The 20,991-nt window shown below is 43.7% G+C and carries 13 protein-coding genes and 1 riboswitch; of the genes, 7 read left to right on the top strand and 6 right to left on the bottom strand.

The window, feature by feature from the left end:
- Positions 1-11: 11 nt before the first annotated feature.
- The 4 genes from ACFSDB_RS01005 (at position 12) to ACFSDB_RS01020 (ending at position 9,691) form a co-directional block, all read left to right on the top strand.
- Positions 12-4,271 (top strand): hypothetical protein, encoded by a 4,260-nt coding sequence (locus ACFSDB_RS01005; protein ID WP_204891501.1) that lies wholly within the window; start codon positions 12-14, stop codon positions 4,269-4,271.
- 302 nt (positions 4,272-4,573) lie between these two features.
- Positions 4,574-5,461 (top strand): DUF4007 family protein, encoded by an 888-nt coding sequence (locus ACFSDB_RS01010; protein WP_204891500.1) that lies wholly within the window; start codon positions 4,574-4,576, stop codon positions 5,459-5,461.
- Entirely contained in the window at positions 5,445-8,876 is a 3,432-nt protein-coding gene (locus ACFSDB_RS01015) for a hypothetical protein (protein ID WP_204891499.1), read from the top strand. Before ACFSDB_RS01010 ends, ACFSDB_RS01015 begins: the two co-directional genes overlap by 17 nt.
- 14 nt (positions 8,877-8,890) lie before the next feature.
- The gene (locus ACFSDB_RS01020) at positions 8,891-9,691 is read left to right on the top strand and encodes a hypothetical protein (RefSeq protein WP_377338797.1); all 801 of its coding nucleotides are present in this window, start codon (positions 8,891-8,893) and stop codon (positions 9,689-9,691) included.
- Between the two features lie 47 nt (positions 9,692-9,738).
- Here the strand turns inward: ACFSDB_RS01020 and ACFSDB_RS01025 are convergent, their stop codons facing one another.
- Entirely contained in the window at positions 9,739-10,017 is a 279-nt protein-coding gene (locus ACFSDB_RS01025) for a hypothetical protein (protein WP_204891498.1), read from the bottom strand.
- A gap of 220 nt (positions 10,018-10,237) precedes the next feature.
- On the opposite strand from ACFSDB_RS01025, the gene ACFSDB_RS01030 reads away from it, so the two are divergent.
- Together ACFSDB_RS01030 and ACFSDB_RS01035 are read left to right on the top strand one after the other, a co-directional pair.
- A complete protein-coding gene (locus ACFSDB_RS01030; RefSeq protein WP_204891497.1) occupies positions 10,238-10,732 on the top strand; it encodes a GNAT family N-acetyltransferase in 495 nt (164 codons plus the stop codon).
- 258 nt (positions 10,733-10,990) lie between these two features.
- Positions 10,991-13,855, top strand: coding sequence for an ATP-binding response regulator (locus ACFSDB_RS01035; protein ID WP_204891496.1), 2,865 nt, complete (start codon positions 10,991-10,993; stop codon positions 13,853-13,855).
- Positions 13,856-13,924: 69 nt separating this feature from the next.
- Here ACFSDB_RS01035 and ACFSDB_RS01040 read toward each other — a convergent pair whose 3' ends face one another.
- The 5 genes from ACFSDB_RS01040 to ACFSDB_RS01060 all read right to left on the bottom strand — a co-directional run bounded on the left by ACFSDB_RS01040 (position 13,925) and on the right by ACFSDB_RS01060 (position 19,477).
- Positions 13,925-14,281: a response regulator transcription factor gene (locus tag ACFSDB_RS01040; protein WP_204891495.1), complete on the bottom strand. Its 357-nt coding sequence runs from the start codon at positions 14,279-14,281 to the stop codon at positions 13,925-13,927.
- Between the two features lie 20 nt (positions 14,282-14,301).
- Positions 14,302-15,699: a glycosyltransferase family 2 protein gene (locus ACFSDB_RS01045; RefSeq protein ID WP_204891494.1), complete on the bottom strand. Its 1,398-nt coding sequence runs from the start codon at positions 15,697-15,699 to the stop codon at positions 14,302-14,304.
- Positions 15,699-16,751 (bottom strand): HEAT repeat domain-containing protein, encoded by a 1,053-nt coding sequence (locus tag ACFSDB_RS01050; protein WP_377338830.1) that lies wholly within the window; start codon positions 16,749-16,751, stop codon positions 15,699-15,701. Before ACFSDB_RS01050 ends, ACFSDB_RS01045 begins: the two co-directional genes overlap by 1 nt.
- Positions 16,748-18,352: a diguanylate cyclase gene (locus tag ACFSDB_RS01055; RefSeq protein ID WP_204891493.1), complete on the bottom strand. Its 1,605-nt coding sequence runs from the start codon at positions 18,350-18,352 to the stop codon at positions 16,748-16,750. The genes ACFSDB_RS01050 and ACFSDB_RS01055 overlap by 4 nt, the downstream gene beginning before the upstream one ends.
- Before the next feature lie 243 nt (positions 18,353-18,595).
- A complete protein-coding gene (locus tag ACFSDB_RS01060) occupies positions 18,596-19,477 on the bottom strand; it encodes a glycoside hydrolase family protein (protein ID WP_204891492.1) in 882 nt (293 codons plus the stop codon).
- Positions 19,478-19,523: 46 nt separating this feature from the next.
- A riboswitch (cyclic di-GMP riboswitch) is annotated at positions 19,524-19,614 on the bottom strand.
- Positions 19,615-19,891: 277 nt separating this feature from the next.
- Between ACFSDB_RS01060 and ACFSDB_RS01065 the strand changes: the two genes are divergently transcribed.
- Positions 19,892-20,842 (top strand): ribose-phosphate diphosphokinase, encoded by a 951-nt coding sequence (locus ACFSDB_RS01065; protein ID WP_204891491.1) that lies wholly within the window; start codon positions 19,892-19,894, stop codon positions 20,840-20,842.
- Positions 20,843-20,991 lie beyond the last annotated feature (149 nt).

The following is a 20,991-nucleotide window of genomic DNA, read 5'->3' on the forward strand; positions in this document are numbered from 1 at the left end:
GAAGGTGTACTATGCATCAATTAAAGGATATTTTAAGGTTTAAAAAGGAATTATACTTTAATGGAGCAGTCCAAGTGGATTGGTTTTATAACGAAGAGAAACAAAATGAAATAGCGAAAAGTTTTGTGTTCCATGGACCTGAATATTTCGGAGTAGCAGAAAATGATATCGCATTTAAATCTCACCGCTTAGTAGATACCGCAACTTTCACTAATATTCTGGCTAATAAATTATATGATGAAAGTCCTTTATCAAATTTCTTTATGACAATTGCTCCCTATGGGACAGGTAAATCCCATTTAGCTGTGACACTTGCAAGCCTGTTTAGTGGAAATACCCAAGGTCAGAAAAACGTCCTCTCTAATTTGCGGAGTGTAGATTCGAAAATTTCTAAAGAAATTTCAGCATATATATTAAAACCGAATTTAGTGTTGGTATTGAATGGTATGAAAGACTTTAATTTAAATTATGAAATATTAAATACGACTCAAAAAACCTTAGAAATCAATGGGGTAAATGGAGATTTCCTTAAGGATTTAACTAAATCTTATGATATAGCTCGTAATTTTGTTTCTAATACTTTCGAGAACTATGCGAATTTGTATGAGAAATATAGTGAAGAATTATTAAATAAAATGCCTCTTAATGTGTTAAAAGAATATTTAATGGAGAATATTTTGCAAGAATCTAATGTTTTTGAAGTTGTTAATAAAGTTTATTTTGACATAAACGGTACATATATAAGATGGGACGAGGGTGTCTCAGCGGGCGATGTATTAACTAAAATAGCCGATGCTTTATGTGGTGAAAGAGCACAGTTTAATAAAGTGGTTGTGTTTTTTGATGAATTTGGACGGTATATTGAGTTTGCATCATCTTATCCAACTCGAGCAGGAGATTCAGCATTACAGCAGATTTATGAAGCGGTTCAAGATAGTGACGATAAAATTATCTTTGTAGGTTTTATTCAGTCTGATTTAAAGTCCTACCTCACTCGAGTAGATAGAACTGCTAATATTAATCGCTATATAGGTAGATACGAAGCAAGTGAAAAAGTTCATTTGTCTTCAAACCTGGAAACTATTTTTGCTAATTTAATTGAACGTAAAAACCAAACCGCTTTTAAAGAGTTAGTGGTTGATAAAATAGATAATCAAATAAATGACTGGCGTTCATACCATGAAGATTTCCTAGCATGGGCTCCTCAAGCTGAAAGCTCAAGTGTATGGGGGGATTTTGAACACTTTAAAAAAGTTGTATTAGAAGGAATTTATCCTTTACATCCAATGACTTCTTGGATGCTTTCTAATCTTTCCTCCTGGTTGCAACAACGCTCTTCGCTGACTTTTCTAGAGCGGCAGATTGAATTCGAAGGAGAAAGAGAGCTGAGAGAGTTCGGGGACTTGGTAATTGTGCCGGCGACTCGAATAATACGTACAGAATTTTTCAAAGAGCTTCTTGCTGCCGAACAAGAGGGGCGCAAGCAAAGCGAATATGCAATATTATATAATCAGGTTTTATCCAAATATGACGATAAGTTTGATGAGCGTCAAAGAGAAGTACTTGCAGCGAATTTAATACTACGTATCGGTCGTTTTAAGACTCGAAATGCAGTGGATGCTAAAAAAGCGTTAGCTTATGCATCGAACCTCTCGATAAAAGAAGTAGAGACAGCAGTTGAGCAGTTAGAAGGGAACTTTGGTGTAATTAGTTTTGATGAAAGTGCAAACGTTTACGACTTTGTTGCTGATGCAATTGGAATTAATGATTTTAAACGACTAGTAAACAAGAAGAAAAGTAAGTTGGAATTAGATCTATCTTTAGTATTTGACAATGCTTTGGACGATATCTTACCTCTTGATAAACAAGAAACAGCATTTGGTGGACATCATTTTATTAAAACAACAGAGTGGCAATTTACTCAAAAAATTGTTCATGTTAAAGATATGAATTTAAGATTTTTAGCTCAACTAAAACAAGAGTGGAAAGAATCAGTAGGACCGGACACTCCGAAAGGGCGTTTAGTATGGATTTACCTTCCTTCTGATATTAGCGAAGAGAAATTAAATAATGTTAAAACTATCTTAAAGAAAGAAAATTTTAATGAAGCTCCTATAGCTTTTTGTATTCTAGATGATAAAGATAATAAATTCTATGAAGCCATTCAAGAATATCAAGTCACTAATTTATTCACTGCACCAGAAAAAGAAAAGTATAGTCGGTTTATTACAGATTTTAGATTGAAAGTCAGTAACGTTTTAGCCGACTCCTTCAATGATCTTGCGACAAAAAGGTTAGTATTAAAGGCTAGTGGAATTGAAAAAATCAATGTAAGGCCAAGTAAGTATATGGAACAACTTTTCATGGAGTTGTATAGCAGAGTTATTCCCTTCCCTTTTACTGAATTTGCTCAAAAGAATTTATCGAAAGGGAAAAAACATTTGACCCGTATTGGGCGTTTGGTGTTATCGGAAGCTACATTTCAACTGATTCATTCAGAAACTACAGAAATTAGGAATCGCGTTGAGGATCTGCTTTTTGAGAAGAAAGCTGGTTCGTGGGGTGTTTTCAATGGAGATTATAAGATGATTTCTCCTACTAATCCTCGTGTTTTATACATTTTTAATGAATGGGATGAAATCATTGAAAAAGAAGGGAAAATGGATATTCAAAACATTTTTGATCGATATCAAGTTCCGCCATTTGGAATAAATGATTATGCATTAGCGCTACTTGTAGCAGTATATTTAGTGCAGCGTAAATCAGAAACGCGCTTAAGTGTGGACGATTCGCGCCTAAGGTTAGAAGAGTGGAGTAAAGTAGTTTTCTTAGATAAGAATGTAGATTTCAAATCCTTATTTTCAACCATTGTATTACGCATTAATCCGGAAGAGTCTGCTAGCCGTTATCTAACGTTATTTAAAAAAGTAAATCAAAATAATGATGTAATAATAGCAAATCAACTTTTCGACGAATATGAAAAATTAAAAAAAGAAGAAGACGTACCTGCAGATCTAGAAGATAAAGTGGCACATCTTGAGTATCTTTTAAAGGAGGGGAAACGACTTTACAATAATTCAATCCGCAAATTTGGTAAAATTCGTGCCGATATAGGTGAAGCAACTAGAAAAACAGACGACTTCAAATTATTGTTCGAAATATTAGACACTGTAGAGAATATGAATGGACAAGTAGAAGATTCAGAGAAATATGTATACAACATTGAACAAATAGAAGAGGCAAGAAAGATTGAAGCGCGATGCCATAACTATATTAAAGAAACATTTCCTATTTACGTTAAAGAATTAAAGTGCCAAAGTCTTGGCCAAGCTAGCGGTTTCGATAAGTGGGTAGAAAAAATTATTGATTCCTTGAATAAATATGATTATTTATCAGAAGCACGCCAACTAAAGAGTCGGAAAAATGCAATACTGGATAATTTAAATGAGGGTCTTAAAACTAGAGAAATTGAAGATACTATTAATCAATTTGCTCGAAAGAATGCTCCTTCTATTTCTCTTGGATACCAAAGGTTAGTGCAAATTAAAGAAGAGGGCTCGAAAAATATCGAATTTGTAAACAAAAGCAAAGTCGACAATAAAACTAAACATGAATTGCATCAAATCATAGAAGGTGTTTTGCAAAAAACGGACGATTGCCTTAAAAAATTAAATGCAGAAGTTGGAGAAATTTATGATGCTATTTACGACTTATCCACAGTAAATGAGTGTGAAAATTTCTTTATCAGAGTAAAACAAATATTAAATAAAGAAATAAGAGAAGAAGATCGAGAGGGAATAGAAGAAGCAGCAAACAATTTGCAAAACTTTTTAAATGATATCCAGATACTTCAGGGAATTAAAGAGAATCGCGAGGCTCTTTTAATGGAAATTGGAGCTTTAGAAAGCAAATGGTTAAACATTGAATCTGAAATTGATTTTTCTGTTGTTTTAGAGAATTATAAAAACAGTTTAATAATGAGTTTAGACGCGCAAGCAGAGAAGTGGAAAGTGAAGTATATCATTGATGAAAATGATTTAAATACTTGGGATGTTAAGCAATGTTCAACATGGTTGCAGCATACAAATGTAATTCCTCTATACCTAACAGATGATTTAATTCAAGAAGTTAAAAAAATAGATCAAAAAATTCAAGGCAGATTAAGCGAATTAAGTGTAGATGCAGTAATTGGTTTATTCTTTGGCTTAACAAAAGAACAACAAGAAGTTGCTTTAGAAAAAATGAAAGAAGTTATAGAAGTTTCTCCATAATAAATTTATGAAAAATTTCAAGAAAATATAATCTTTAGATATATATATCGCTTTAAGGAAATTTAAAAATTAAATTTTAAAAGGAACAAATTTTAGTAATTAGTGAAATCAATTTTGTTCTAACGTGGTAAAATTAATAAGGTATTTAAAAAATAAGCAGTTAAAGCTTTTTGTCAAACAAATATTTAATTAAATGAAAGTTAATAGGCGTCTACTTAAAAGCAAAGAAAAAAGACTTGATGTCTTTTTTCTTTAATAAGATTTTTACTGGAGGATAACTCCAATGAAAGAAGGTAAGGTAAATGGGTTATAGTCAACATCAAAGTTTTTACTTACGTGATAGATGGCTAAGTAAAGCTATTAAGAACGTTGAGGTAAATAATTCCTTTTTCTTTGAAAAAGATGCATTTGAAAAAATGGGATTAGGGAAGAATATGGTTCAATCGTTGAAGTATTGGATAATAGCAACAAAATTATTTGAGGAAGTCCGAGATAATAATAAAAAATATCATCAAATCACTTCTTTAGGTAGATTCATCAAGGAAAAAGATCGCGCTATTAAATATTTTAATACTGCAGGATTGTTGCATCATTCGTTAGTTACGAATAGGGATATCAGCACCACTTGGTTTTGGTTTTTTAATGTATATACAGAAACTGCTTTTACTAGAGAGGATGTTCTATCTGAACTTACTAATTGGGTTCAGAAACGTGAAAAACGCGTAGTTTCCGAAAATTCTTTAAAACGAGATATTGATTGCTTAATTAAGATTTACACAAGTGGCGGAAGTTCTGCGGATCCGGAGGAAGTAATATTAAGCCCATTATATAAGTTGAACTTATTGGAAGAACGTAATGGAATTATTTATAAAAAAGAAGCGAAAATGGATAAAAGCAACTTGTTGTTAATAAGCTATACAATACTTAAATATATGCAAGGAAGAAATTTAGGTGCTATCAGTATCGATGATTTAGTACATAAAGAAGAGTTATTAGGAAAACTATTTAATATGAAAAGATCATCGATAGTGAACTTAATTAGTGAGTGGACAGAACATCCAGAGTATCCAGCAGTATTTACAAGAACTAATAATCTAGATACACTTCGACTTCCTGAAGTTTCGCCGGAAGAATTCATTTATTATGAGCATGAGCGAAAGGTAGAAAAAATTTATGATTACTCAAAGTAAAAAAGCATTTACTACCAGTATCAATTTGAAGTTTGACATTGGGAATAAGGAATTTGTCCAACGCTACTTACCTACTCCATCTCATGCAGAATTTTTAAAAGGGATTATTGGGGGATTTTTAAGTCAGAGCAAAAATAATGCTCATATTATGATAGGTCCCTATGGCAGTGGAAAGTCATTAGCAGCTACTATAGTTGCTGATATTTTTTCTAGAAGTATTAACGACTCAGATTTTAACAAGTTAATAGATAAGTTTAAAGATGTTGATCAAGAAATTTTCGAGAAGCTATACGAAGCTAAACAATCGAATAAATCATTTATCCCTGTAGTCCTTTCAGGAAATGAAGGTCCATTTAGCAGGACGATAATAAATTCTATTGTTAAGTCAGTAAAAAATGCTGGTTTTCAAATTGATGTTCCTGGAGAAATTGAAGAGATTCACAGTGTAATAGAAACCTGGGAAACTACGTTCCCTAAAACTCTCGCCCTTTTTAAAAAGTCTCTAAAGAGTCGTGATTATACATTAATCCAATGGAAGAAAGAACTTCATGACAATAATCCAGAAGAAATAAAGTGGTTTATAGAAGAATATTCTATCTTAAGTGCAGGTGCTAAATTTCAGGTTGATCATGAAGCAAATTTCGTTGAGAAAATCACTCATGTGATTGACCAGTTAAAAGAAAAAAACATTAATATATTCATTGCTTACGATGAATTTGGTCGTTTTCTTCAGTCACTGGAAATGTCTCAAATTTATAAGACCATGCAAGATTTGCAGGATTTGGCAGAAGTCGCCGGAAGAAGTGACAACACTCTCCAGCTTCTACTTATATCTCATAAAAACATGTCTCAATATATGTTAGGGCATAATGAGGAATTTAAAGCAGAATTTCAACGGATAGAAAAGCGGTTTAAAACTTACTTTGTAGAAAGTGATAAGGCTACTTTTTATCGTATTGCGCAAGAATACACAAAAAATTTACAAGAAGAATTGATGGTACTTAATCTTGAATCAGCGGATTCCAAGTGGATTTTAAAGAAATATAACTTGTTTAATGAATTGAATCATCAGGAAACAGAAAAACTGATCGTAGAAGGATCTTATCCTTTAAACCCGCTAGCATTGTTTCTGCTTCCGAGACTATCTAATGTATTTGGTCAAAACGAGCGGACGTTGTTTACTTTTCTGGAAAGTGAAGAAACAGGTGGATTGACAAATTTTGTTGCAAAAAAAAATGATGGAATGTACTACCCTCACATGCTTTTTGATTATTTCTTCCAAAACTCAATGAATGAATTTTTGGGGGATGAGTCTTTCAGGTCTTTAAAGACCTTTGCTAAAATTACTAATAAAATAAGAGTGACAAAACAGAATAAAGGTCAACTGGATCTATTAAAAATAATTACCTTATGGGACTTGTCTAGTGCAACTAATGTCGTGAAGTTAAATGATGAATTATTGAAGTTTGGAACAGGGCAAGCTTTAGAAGAGGTAAGGGCAAATTTGAACGAATTAGTTCAGCAGAAGATGCTTCGGTTTAATCGGATTTTGGGGCAATGGGAATTGAATGAAGGCAGTTCTGTCTTGGTGGATGAATTGTTAGATGAAGAAAGAAATCTACTGAAAGTAAACAATGAACTTCGTTTAGAGTCTTTAAAACAACTTCTTGAAAAGAAATTTTATCTTGCTACTGATTATAATGATGAGCTCAATATTACCCGGTTTATGCAAGTTAATCTTTTGACATCAGAACAATTAATAGAAGATGGTTTTTTTGAAAAAATTGAATTTGATGCAGATGGTTATATTTATTATGTGATTCCATCTGATGAAATTTCTTACTCAAAATCTATTGCTGCTACTGCTTCTATTAGAGACAACCGCTTAGTATTTGCAGTTACGGATAGAGAGTTCAAATCTATTCGGAATTTGTTGGATAGACTGATTGGGTTACAATCTATCCATTCAAACAAAAAACTACTCTCGGAAAATAATCGCTTAGAAGAAGAAATAAGTGTTTTGTTAGCTGAAACACAATTTGAAATCAGAGAATTTCTTCAGGATTTTGAGAATTTCCAAGAAAATGTAAGATGGTTCCATCAAGGTGAACGACTCAGCGTTAACCATCAGGTTCAGTTAGAGAATAAAATAAGTGAAGTAATGTATAGTATGTATCCGGATACTCCTGAAATTAGGAATGATTCCATTAATAGAAGAAATCTTAATGGCATGCAAACAAAAGCAATCCATACAGTATTGAATAATGTTATAAAAACCCCTAATTTTGAGAGGTTAGGAATTGAAGGTCAAGGACCGGATTACTTGATTTATGCTACTGTATTCAAAAATCATAATCTGGATATTAGTCAATTGGATCAAGTTTCCTATGCTCCTTATAGAAAGCTCAGAGAATCGTTGCTTAGCTTTATTCATATGAATAAAGAAGGGTCTGTACTTGAGCTGGAGAATATTTTTACATCTTCTCCTTTTGGCATTCGAAAGCCATTGATTCCCTTGTTATTTGCAGGACTATTAAGAGACGTGTGGGAACAATTAATGTTCTACAGAAACGGTATGTATGTTACAGCGGTAGATGCCGACAAATTATATGGAATGTTTAATGAACCAGCAGAATATCAATTTGTGTTCAATGATTACTCTGCAGAATTCTTAGGTTTCGTAAAAGGCGTACAGAAGGCATTCCAGTCTTTTGAAAGCGAATATGTACAGGAACAGACCATAGTCATTAAAGCAAGCAGCGGAATATTGAACTGGTTGAGGCAGTTGCCACGACACACCCAGACTACTGAGAAAATGAATAATGACTTGCTTGAGTTCAAAAATTTGGTTCGAAAAATTGAAGTTAATCCGATTATCAGTCTAGAAATGCTAAAGGAGAAGTTTTCAGAAACTAGTGTGCTAATCGAGATGAAGACGGATCTGGAAGCACACTTCGCTCAATTCGAGAACGACGTGGTTGGCAAGATATTTGAAACCTTCGGAGTATCTTCAGAAAAAGAGTTGGCAGAAAAACGCTATGATTTTTCTGCAAGCCTTGGAAAAAGAAATAGATTGCTCAAGTCTATTGATACAGAGGCTAATAATTTCATAAGAGACTTTGCGCTCAGTTATACTGGGGTAGAACTAGAGAATTGGTCAGACACAACATTTGATTTATTTGAACGGCAGATGCAAAATGATTATAGGGACATGGAAATGTCTTCCGATGATAGTGACACAATTCTATTGGGTTATGGCGCTTCGCAGAAGTCGATCAAGAAAGTGGAACTGTCAAATAAAGCAAAGACAGTTTACGAAAATGTAAACCGGATTATCAATAACGCTGGTAGAAGCGTCCCGAGGGAAGAAATAGAATATCTTGTGTTTAAATTACTAGATGAGTATATAGAGTAATAGGAGGGGTTATTTTGGAAAGAAAAAAAGTGCACGTAGCAATGTATAGCGGCGGTGCTTCAAGTGCATATGTTGCTTATCAAATGGTACAAGCACATGGGAAAGAGAACTGTATATTATTCTTTACAAATACCCTTTGGGAAGATGAAGATAATTACCGTTTCATGTATGAAGTTGCAGAGTATATTGGGGTCGAAATTACTGAAAGAGTAGATGGAAGAACTCCTGAAGAAGTATTTTATGACTATCGGTTCCTTGGAAATTCTCGCTTGGCAAAATGTTCAGAAGAGCTAAAAGTGCAACAAACAATCGTGTTTTTAGAAGAACTAAGAGATATTCATAATCTTGAGCCCGTCCTTTATTTTGGAATCGGGCCACATGAAACACATCGCTCTGACAACTTGAGTGAGTTTTATGCTCACCGTCCATTAGAGCCGATTGAAACACGGTTTCCAATGATAGAAACATTCCGAGAAGATATCGATGTAAAGTCTATTATTGAAGATGAGTGGGGAATTAAGCTTCCAAGAATGTATGCAATGGGATTCTCACATGCAAACTGCGGTGGCCGCTGTGTACGTGGAGGTTTTCAGCACTATGCGCAACTTTATAAAGTATGGCCAGAGCGTTATGCCTTGCAAGAAGAAATGGAAGAGAACTTCCGTAAGGATTTTGAAAAAAACGTTTCTATTCTTAAAAAAGATGGCGGGCCTTATACATTACGTGAATACCGAGAGCGGATGGAACGAGAAGGTGTAGAGAATTTCTTGAAAATTCCTGATGAAACCGTACCTTGCGTTTGTTCATTTTCATGAGTGTAATAAAAAAGAGGAATTAGCATCCAAAGCTAATTCCTCTTTTTTTAACTATTAAAGTTTCTAATCCCCCAAATGCCCTTTCCTTTACCTTCTATAGAATAAAAAAGATCGGTTTCATCACCAGTTACTCCTTTAAATATATCGCAATCACTAGAGTGTAAGTATAAGTTTTTTCTAACTTGTGATTTCCAATCAATGTAAGCGTTAAAATCGATATTATTTTGTGTTAGGACTTTCTCATAAATTTCTTCTAAAGATCCTTTTCCACCAAGTGAATTTAAAGAAGTTATTATCCCTTCGAGCCAATTATTAGAATTCCTCAATTTATCATCCCTTTTCTTTTAATGAGATTGGAAAATGGTTGAATCTATTCTTTTATAAGTAGCTGTAACATTAATAATTATACAAGAAAAAATAATATTAAAAAGATAGGGTCAAAGTAGTCATAGAATTAATATACATTTCGAATGACTCGTTTCAATGATTGTAAATTTCTAAAGTTGAAAATGGAAATAGTAAAAATATTAAATGGGGGAAGAAAAAATGCCTCAAATTTCAATAGACAGATTAAAAATCACCACATTCGAGCTCGAAATGATCAAGGCGCTGCTGGAAGGACCGAAACAGCTAGCCAAGATGGTGCCTTACCAAGTGCCTGCTGAATATCCAATGGATGTCTACAAGCAGTTCTTCCCCTACAAAATTGAACGGTTTACCGAGCACCCGGAAGAGAACATCTGGGAAGGGCTGATTATCCATAAAGAGACCAAAACGGTCATTGGCGACATCGGCTATAAAGGCGGGCCGAACGACAAAGGTGAAATCAATCTGGGCTACAGCATCCTTCCGCGCTTCCAGGGCAATGGCTATGCATCAGAAGCGGCAACCGCGATGGTCCAATGGGGGTTGGCTCAGCCGGGCGTCCGAAAGGTGACCGCTACTTGTTCTCCTGAAAACGGGGCTTCGATCCGCGTGCTGCAAAAAGCAGGTTTGGAGCAGCTGCGGGAGGATGAGCAGAAAATCTATTGGTCTTCTTGAAGGTGCCGAGCAAAGTGGAGCGGTCCGAAAAGAGAGAGTGATAATTGACTGAATGCAAAGCACCGGTTCGAAAAGAATCGGTGTTTTTTAATGGGAATTTTTCCGTCTCTCTCACATCTCTTTTGCCGTCACCCTTTTCCTGCCGAACTCATCAATCAACGAAAAATAAAAAGCATATTTATGGAAATTGCATTACAATAAGACTTATTACAATTCCGAAACAGGAACCACAGTAAACACACTCCAGGAGGCACGTGCATGCACAATTCAAGGGAAAAAGGCATCAGGCATAAATATTTGAGATTGACCTTTTCTTCGTTGCTCGTTTGTTCGTTATTGATCGCGGGCATTTATTTTTATATGAACAAGCAGCAGGAGGAACAAACAGCGGAGTACACCGTACTCATGGAAAAGCAGGAGACGCTGAAGGAGCTTTCGAATTCGCTGGATCAGCTGTTTTTCCGGATCCGGGGCTTTTATTCGTTCCAGAACGAGCGGGAGCTTGGGCTTGCCTATGCGGAACTCCAAAATTTGAAGGATACGATAGAGGAGATGGAAGAGCTGTCTTTGACCCCGGAGGAACGTGAGCCGGTTGCGGATCTGAGTGCTTTTCTTAAGACATATGAAAGTGAAACCTTGCCGAATTCGATCGCAGCTGTCCGGGCGGAGGATTACGCGCGGCTGCGCCAGCTTTCGCGTGACGGCACCAACTCGGCGGTGAACGAATTCGTCGCCTATGCGGCGGAGTACGAGACGGCCTCTGAAAGGGACTTGCAGCAATTGAACGAGGATATTTTAACGGATGCGGAGAATTTCTCCTTTGTGCTGACATTGCTGTTCCTGCTGCTGTTCCTCGTGATTGCATTGATCATTGTGCGGGCGCTGAACGATATCGTGAAGCCGCTCGAAGGCATGCGGAAATCGATCGAAGGCTTTGTCAGCGGCGGGGAAGTCGCCTACAAGCCGCTTGACCGGTCGGACGAACTGGGCATTCTCTCGATGACGTTCCATAACATGATCCGGACCATCCAGGGGAACCAGGAAGAGCTGACGGCACAGAACCAGGCATTGCTGCTGAGTAAAGGCGAGCTGCAGGCGCAGCAGACGAAACTGGAAGAATCGCTCGAAGAAACCGAGAAGACAAAAGACCGCCTTATCCGGTACAACGAGCTGAACCATATCCTGTCGTTCACATTGGACAAGCAAAGATTGGCCAATGCGACGCTCCAATATTTCAAGAACACCTATGAAATCGACAGCGGCGTGCTGTGGCTGCCGAAGACCGGGGAATTCGCGTTGGACGGCTTTACAGAGGGCATGTTCCTGCAATTCCGGGACGAGCGGACCCCGTATCTGGCGGAGCGGCTGAAGGACCGTGAGTCGTTTACGATGCAGCGGGAAGCGCAGCATGAAAAAGGCATCGCGATGGGGAAAGTCTATATCAGCGATCTCTATGCTTCCGTGAAAAACGAAGCCCAGGAGAACATTGCGCTGATTGGCTTGTCCCGCGTGGGCCGGACGTTCTCGAAAGAAGAAGAGCAGGACATCAGCGGGCTCTTGAAGCGGATCCATCTGGCGATCGACCGCATCCAATTATACGACGCCGCGATCCACGAGCGGACGCTTAACGAACGCATCATCAACAACATCAATGAAGGCATCCAGTTCATTTCGAAGAACGGCAATATGGTGCAGCATAACAAAACGATGTGCATGATGCTCGACTGCGGCGACGTGCCGCTTGATGCGAATGTCGAACAGGGCGTCTGGATGCGCGCCATGGCGGAACAGACAACGGCGCCTGAAGCGATGCTGGCGTTCTTGCACAAATGCATCGACGAGAAGGAGTCGGCGTCGAATGCCTTCCAGTACACGGTCAAAGAACCGCATGAACGCGTGATTGACGTATACAGCACGTCGGTCGTCGTGGACAAAGAGAAGACGGGGACGATTTTTGTGCACCGGGACGTCACGCGGGAGCGCGAAGTGGACAAGATGAAATCCGAGCTTGTCAGCACCGTGAGCCATGAACTGCGGACGCCGCTGTCGAGCGTTCTCGGATTTACCGAACTGCTCTTGAACAAGCAGCTGAAACCGGAAAAACAGGAGCGCTACCTGAAGACGATCTACAAAGAAGCGCGGCGCCTGACCAATCTGATCAATGACTTTTTGGATCTGCAGCGCATGGAGTCCGGCAGCCAGGTCTACCGCATGGGCCGATTGTCGATGAGCGAAATGATCATCGAGACGGCGGAGAAGTTCCGGACGCAAACGACGCACCCGATCGTCTTTATCGATGATGCGTCGGATGTTATCGTCGAAGGGGACCGCGAGCGCCTGGCGCAGGTGCTGATGAATTTGATCGGAAACGCCATCAAGTTTTCGCCACAGGGCGGCAATGTGACGATTTCCCTGAGAAATGACTCGAAAAACCTGCATGTGTCGATCCAGGACGAGGGCATCGGCATTCCGGCCGAGGACATCCCGAAACTGTTCTCCAAATTCCAGCGCATCGACAATAGTTCGCGCCGGAAAATCGGCGGCACGGGACTTGGCCTTGCGATCTGCCAGGAAATCATCCTGAAGCACGACGGGGCGATCTGGATCGAGTCGCAGGAAGGGCAGGGCACGGCGATCCATTTTGAATTGCCGCTGATGTCGGAGACCGTCGAATACGCCACTCAGGAAGGGGCGGAGGGGAATCCGCCGGTGATGATCGTCGAAGACGATATGAGCTTGGCGCTCTTGCTGTCGGAGGAATTGAAGCAGAACGGCTTCAAAGTGATTTACCACACGAATCCGGAAGAAGCGTTCAAAGAGGCGAAACGCACCCCGCTGGTCGGGGCGGTTGTCGATATCCTCCTTGGCGAAGAATTGAGCGGCTGGGACCTGGTCGACATGATGAAAAAAGGTGCGGAGACGAAAGATATTCCGATCGTCATTTCCTCTGCGTTGGACCCGGTGGAAGACGTGCAGAAAATCATGAAGATCAGCCATTACCTGACAAAACCGTATGCACCGGTCGATCTATCGAAAGTGATGAAGGACCTGATGGATGGCCAGCACGAAGAAGGCATCATTTTTTACCCTGAAAAAGAGCCGGTTTTAGACGGCGACAATTAAATGACAGCCCGTTGGAAAATGGCTGCAACGAAAAAACGAACAGGCCCGCTGCGGGCCTGTTCGTTTTTATTAGGAAGCTACTATTTTCTCCACCAGTCCGAGGAGTTCCATCGGACTGAACGGCTTGGACATGAAATAATCCGCGCCTTTTAAGATCGCTTGCTCCCGGTCTGCATCCTGCGCTTTTGCCGTCAGCATCAGCACACGGGTGCCGTTCCCTTCTTTCCGGACTTGCTCGAGCACTTCCATGCCGGTCAGGTAAGGCATCATATAATCGAGGATGATCAAATCATACGCATTCTCCCGTATTTTTTGCAGCGCTTCTTTGCCGTCTTCCGCTTCTTCGATCCAAAAATCGTCTTCGAGCGTATCGGCAATCAGGATGCGCAAAATGTCTTCGTCGTCTGCCACAAGTATTTTCTTCATGTGTGTCTGCCTCCTAAAACTTAAGATGAAATTCCTTTGCGCTTCATGTCGCCCCAATGGGCTTTTTTGCGGAACGCGGCGAAAATCCCCTGGACCCGCCATACGACCATCAGCGGCCGGTACCAGAACGCTTCGGTCAGCGCCCAGAAATAGAGGCGCGCCAGATGGGAAGCTTTCGGGTATTTATGGAGCGTCAATTCCTCCAGCAGGACGGCCAATGCGGAAATGAGCGAACCGTAGAAGATCGTCACCAAAAAGAGGATGGCGGCTGTCTCGGTATCGACGAGCGAGAAGAAAAAGCCCCCGAAAATGATGAAATATCCGACAAACTCGAACACTGCACCGAGAAGTTCCACGAGCAGAAAATAAGGCATGGACAATAGGCCGACGGAGCCGTATCTCGGGTTCAGCATCATTTTCCGGTGGGACCACAGGGTTTCGAACAAGCCGCGCTGCCAGCGGATGCGCTGCGAGCGGAGCACATCGAGCGATTCCGGAGCTTCGGTCCAGCACACGGGGTCGGGGATGTATTCGATGCGCTGTCTGGACTTTTCTTCCCGCAGCAGGCGGTGCAGCCGTACGACCAGTTCCATGTCTTCGCCGACGGTGTTTTTGTTGTATCCGCCGGCTTGGATCACGCGCTCTTTGTTGAAGACGCCGAATGCGCCGGAGACGATCAGCAGGATGTTCATATGGCTCAATGCAATCCGGCCAATCAGGAACGCACGGAAATATTCCACGATCTGCATCAGGACGATCGGGCTCCTCGGCAGGTCGATCACTTCCACCTTGCTGCGGGAAATGGTGGAGCCGTTGGCGATCCGGACAGAGCCGCCGGTCACGATGATCTGGCCGTCCGATTCGATGATGGGCTTCATCGTTTTGAGCAGCCCGTCATTTTCCAGGATCGAATCCCCGTCAATCGCGCAGAAATACGGGTAGGAAGCCAAGTTGACGCCCGCATTCAGTGCATCCGCTTTTCCGCCGTTCGCTTTTTTGATCAAGCGGATATAAGGGAAGATGGTGGACTGGTAGATCGCTACGATCGGGGCGGTTTCGATGTGCGTGCGCACAGCGAATTGGATCTCCTTCATCCCGAATTCGGCAATCATCCGGTTCGACGTCTCGTCTTTCGAACCGTCGTCAATGACGATGATTTCCTTTTCCGGGTATTCCAGCGCCAATAAGGACCGGACCGTGCTGACGACGCCGACTTCTTCATTGTAGGCAGGCACAAGGATCGACACCGGGTACGTATTCTGGTTGCGGAGAAAGTCTTCCGTGGATTCCCGGCGGTCGAGTTGGTCCTCCCGTTTCACTTTGCGGAATGCCAGCATGAAGAAGCCCAAATAACTCAGACTTGAAAAAAGCATATAGGCGATAATGGCGTAGGCCAAGAATTGAAATAAACTGTGCATCAGGCTTCACTTCCTAACAGGGACGATTTCCACTGGTCTGCCATATCACGGGCATAGCGGTCGGGATGATTGGCGGATAGATGGGCAAGCAGAATATCGCCGTCCGAAAACTGGACCAGCGCTTCGGCTGCGGAATACCGGACCCACCAGACCGAATCGCCGAGCAGATCGCTGAGCACTTCTTTGAACCGCGACAATTGCAGCCTTCCGGCAATCCGGGAAGCATACATCCGCTCCGGCCAGGAAGCCGACTGGAAAAAAGGCAGCAATAGGCGGGGGTCGCTCAGGTATTGCAGGTGGAGGATGGCTTTCAGTGCCTGAATGCGCAGTTCCCCTTCCTGCGTCGCTAATTCGTCCTCGATGCGGGGAAGGAACGCGATCAGTCCGGCCATGCCGATATAGGAAATCGCGGCATGCTTCCGCGCTTTGTTCGCGGGTTCATTCCGCAGCGCGGCATCCAGCTCTTCGAGCCTTGTCGGTTCTTCGAGCCGTTTGAACACGTCGATGTACAGGCGGGCCGGCGCATCGGGGTACTGCGCTAGTACCGAAAGGGTCTCCGGTTCGTTCAAAGAGGCCAACGTCCGGATGAGCTGCTGCGTTTCCTGGTCCAGCTGGGAGCTCTTGCGGAGTTTTTCTTTCAGCAAGGGCTTGAGGGATTCCATATGGAAATCCTCGATAAAGTACAGCGTATTCATCCGGACCGCCCACGTCTTGCGCTTGAGCTGTTTGGCGTAATGCGCGGACAGGAAGTCTTCCGACAGTGTGGCGACAAGCGGCGAATGGACGCCGCCTTTGGTCACGGAGACATAGCCGTTCAGCAAACGTTCCAGGACCACGGTTTTGTGCGGGTTGCTGCGGATTTCCTGGACGAATCGGTCATCGGCGGAGTCCATCATATAAGAGCTGAACGAATCGGTTAATGCATGGTATTGCTCGACGATGGCTCCTTCTTTCGCGGCGAGTTTCTGTTTGCGCAAAGCCAGGACGAGCAGCAGGACGAGTTGGCCAAGGAGCAGGGAGACGCTTAGGATCCAGTAGAAATAAAGGCTCATTTGAACATCCTCATCGTCAGCCGCTCCACGCGCGCCACCACTTCCTGGGCATAGAACGGTTTGACGATATAATCGTCTGCCCCGTTTTTCAGCGCCAGCACAATGTCGGACTCGTTGTTGCGGGAAGTGAGCATGGAAATGACAATGTTTTCATGGGGATACTGGCCGCGCACATGATTGAGCACTTCCAGGCCGTCCATTTTCGGCATGACGCCATCAAGCAGGATCATGTAGTTCTCCTCGGCGTTGTACCATTGGGATTCCACGAAACTGGCGCCGTCAACGTATTCCTCTATGCGAAGATCGAATTCCTCGGGCTTCCAGCCTGAAAACTGTTTTGACACCAGCCGGCGCACGAGGGAATCGTCGTCGATAATGATGATGTTGAGGTGGCGTTTGAGATCGCCCTCAGCGGGTTCATAGACGATCGTTCGGTTGCGCCCGTTTTTCTTCGCCTGGTACAACGCCTGGTCCGCCATGCTCACGAGCAGATCCTGTTTCACCCGGAATTCGCTGATGCCGGCTGAAAAGCTTACATGGAACGGCTCGGACGAGGCGGATGAAAACGCGGTTTCCGCAAAAGCGGCGCGAATCCGGTCCACCAGCAGGACGGCTGCTTGCGCTTTGGTGTCCGGCAGGAGCAAGGCGAATTCCTCCCCGCCGTACCTGAAGAAATAATCCGACTCCCGCTTCATGTTCAGGAGGAGCTGGCTGAATGTCCGCAGCACTTCATCTCCGGCAGGATGGCCGTAATTGTCATTCACTTTCTTGAAATGGTCCAAATCGAGCAGGACGAGCGTGAAAGCGGTGCGTGTCCGCTCCGACAAGTTCATCATTTGCGGCAGGACATGATTGAAATACTTCCGGTTCCCGGCTCCTGTCAGTTCATCGTAAAGCGTCCCTTGGGAGATCGCTTCCTGGTTCCGCAGGCGGTTCCGGACATAGGCGGCGAAAAAGGGCAGATTCAAGGGCTTGGCAAGAAAATCGGTGGCGCCCAGCTCCATCGCCCGGATCTGGTTGTCGATCCGGTCATCCGCACTGATCACGGCAATGGGCAGATAACGGCTTTTGGCCGCTTCGTGGATGCGGGTCACGAGGTCGAATCCGTCGGCATCCGGCAAGTGGCTGTCCAAAATGACCATCTGCGGCTGGAGGGTATAGAAAAATTCCATGCCTTTCTTGCCGTCCAGGGCAATCACGACCGGAATGCCTTGTTGTTCTAATGATTCTTTGATGGAAGCCGCGAACGCTGCGTCCGCATCGATGACCAAGACAAACGATTTCTTGCCGGATGCGTCTTCAGGGGAGCTTGGCGCTGCTTCAGCGGCGGGCTCTTCTGGCGTGAAAAAGGCCGTCAGTGTGGCCATGAAGTGTTCCAGTGACTGGACCGGCAGCAACGCGGTGCTGTCTTCTGCGAACGAGGCAAGCTGCGTTCCGCAAAACTCGGACAGCTCCATGAGCCCGATGGTGCCCGCCGTGCCTTTCATCGTATGTAAAAACCGGTAGACTTCCCGTTCCTGGACGTGTTGTTGGGCATGCCATTTGGAAAAGTCCTGTTTCATTCTATTGGCAAGCAATGCTTTGTAATTGACTGGGGACATCTGGGTTCACCTTCTTTTGAAAAAATTTCTGGATGGTTGTTATTATACTATATCGCTTTCGAGGATGCCTTGTCTGACAGCCATAATATGTAAAGTTATGTATAAATAGATAGTCTTTTATTGCAATTATTCTGGATGAGTTGCGGCGAAACGGCTTCGGTCTCTAGCGGCGGCAGCTTTGGAAAAGGGGGATTCACAGGTTCCAATAAAAAAAGACACGCTGATATCAGCGTGTCTTGGATATTAAGGCTGCAGCGTCATCCAGCTGCCGACATGGTGAATGGCATTCCCTTTGTAAGCAGGGTTCCCTGCGTAATGGGCAGCGACTGCCGCAAGTTCCTGTTCCATGAAGGCTTCGCCTTCTTCGGCAAAAGTGATGATGCTGCCTTCATCGGTCACATCGGTTTCGACGCCGACGATGATGCTTTTGCCCAGGCGCTGGGCCATGGCCATTTCGTTTTTGACGATGTCAATGATCATCGGCGCTGAATCACGGTAAGCCATGATGCCGACACCCGCCGTATTGGCGATGACCCACTCTGCGAGCAGGCCCGTGCCGTATGTGTTTTTGTAAGGGATCTCATCAAACCAGAATGGCATGTCGGCTTCCAGCGGAAGGCCGATTTTTGCTGTGCTTGTATGGGCTCGTTTAAGAAGCGCTTGGAACGATTTGACGGTTGCTGCCTGGTTGGTATTCCAGCCGCTGTACAAATAAGGCTCAACGTCCAGATGGACACCTGCGAACCGGGTGTTTTCCGCGGCCTGCGCCTGATAATCGGCTACCCAGGACAGGAAACGGTCCTGATTGATGTAGCCTTTTGGCGCTACCCATGAAGGGGCTCCGTCGAGTGCATAGATGTCGATGCCCCTCGCTTTCGCTTTCTCGATGAAACTGCCATAGGCCGCTTTTGGAATGTCTCCGTCGATTTGGACGTAGACTTTGTTCAGTCCTTTGCTTTCCAGGAAAGCCAATGTGCCTGCTTCGTCATTCACGAACAGCCAAGGATTCCAAAGCCAAGTCGCACGGACGGGTTGGGGCGCTTCGTTTGCTTGCACATGTCCCGGGCTGGCCAAAGCCATCAAAGAAAATAATGCCATGACAATCACCACCGCTTTTTTTAGCATTTTCTATTTTCCTCCATTCTGTCAGCCGAGGCCCACAGAATGGATGCCTGGCAACCTGACGACCGTGCACTGGGAAACAGTGTGTAGGCTCATGGCTTTGCGTCCTTACCTTTCGGATAAGTTTGCCTTTTTCAGATGATTTTCCTTATTGTACCGCCTTTGGACGACTTTAGTCCAATTACTATGGAACTATTAATTTGACGAGTGTTGGAACCGTTTTTGTGATTACAGGGGATATTCAGCAGGCTCTAGGCACGGAAGGGAAGATGGGCCTCTTAGGAGTTGGCTAAAGCGCTGCCAAAAAGGTATCATGAAAGCAACTGCGGGAGGCCGCAGGCAAGATTGCTTTGCTTCATCGGAGCGAATCGGCTATCCGGTTTTACAAAATAGAACTTTGCGGAAGGGGACCTGAAATTGCCATACCAATTAAGAAAAAACTTTAAGCTGTTCTCTTTGAATTCAAATCCCGAACTGACCAAGGAAATCGCGGAGCTGCTCGGCTGCGAACTGGGCAAAAGCTCCATCACCCGCTTCAGCGACGGGGAAGTCCAGATCAACCTGGAAGAAAGTGTGCGCGGGGCGGAAGTCTTCCTGGTCCAGTCGACAAGCCAGCCGGGAAATGAGCACGTCATGGAACTCTTGATCATGATCGATGCGCTGAAGCGGGCATCCGCGGAAACCATCAATGTGGTCATCCCGTATTACGGCTATGCGCGCCAGGACCGGAAAGCGAGTTCGCGCGAACCGATCACGGCGAAGCTCGTGGCGAACATGCTGGAAACCGCAGGGGCAACCCGCATCATCACGATGGATCTCCACGCGCCGCAGATCCAGGGCTTTTTCGATATGCCGGTGGACCAGCTCTTGGGCGAAACGGTCATAGCGGCGCATTTCCTGGAAAAGGGATTGGAAGATGCGATTGTCGTTGCGCCGGATAACGGGGGACTTGGGAGAGCGCGCAAGCTCGCAAGCGACTTGGACGTGCCGATCGGCTTTATCGACAAGCGCCGGATGAACCCGGGCGAGCCTGAGACGGTGAACATCGTCGGGGACATCCAAGGCAAGAACGTCATCATCATCGTGGACATCATCGATACGGCAACGACCATCTCCTTGGCGGCCAATGTCCTCGTCGAAAGGGGCGCAAAAGCCGTCTATGCCTGCTGTACGCACGGCGTGTTGTCCGGCGGGGCGATCCAGCGGATCCAAGAGTCGGCTGTCACGGAAGTGGTGGTCACCAACACCGTCCGCATCGCTCCGGAGAAGCGCATCCCGAAACTGACAATCCTGTCGGTCGCGCCGCTGCTGGCGGAAGCAATCGAGCATGTGCATAATGAGAAACCGGTCACGCCGCTGTTCGAGTGATTCCGAGGGATTGCTTGGTTCTTCCGCAAACGAATAAAAAATGCTTCGGAAAAGAGGCAGGCACGGGAAATGGGCTCACGCGGTTGTGGGCTCATTTTTCTTTGGCGTTTTGGGGAGTGCCTGAACTAGCCATGCTCCTCTGCTTTTAC

This window comes from Planococcus chinensis, assembly GCF_042681545.1.
Classification (GTDB): Bacteria; Bacillota; Bacilli; order Bacillales_A; family Planococcaceae; genus Planococcus; species Planococcus chinensis.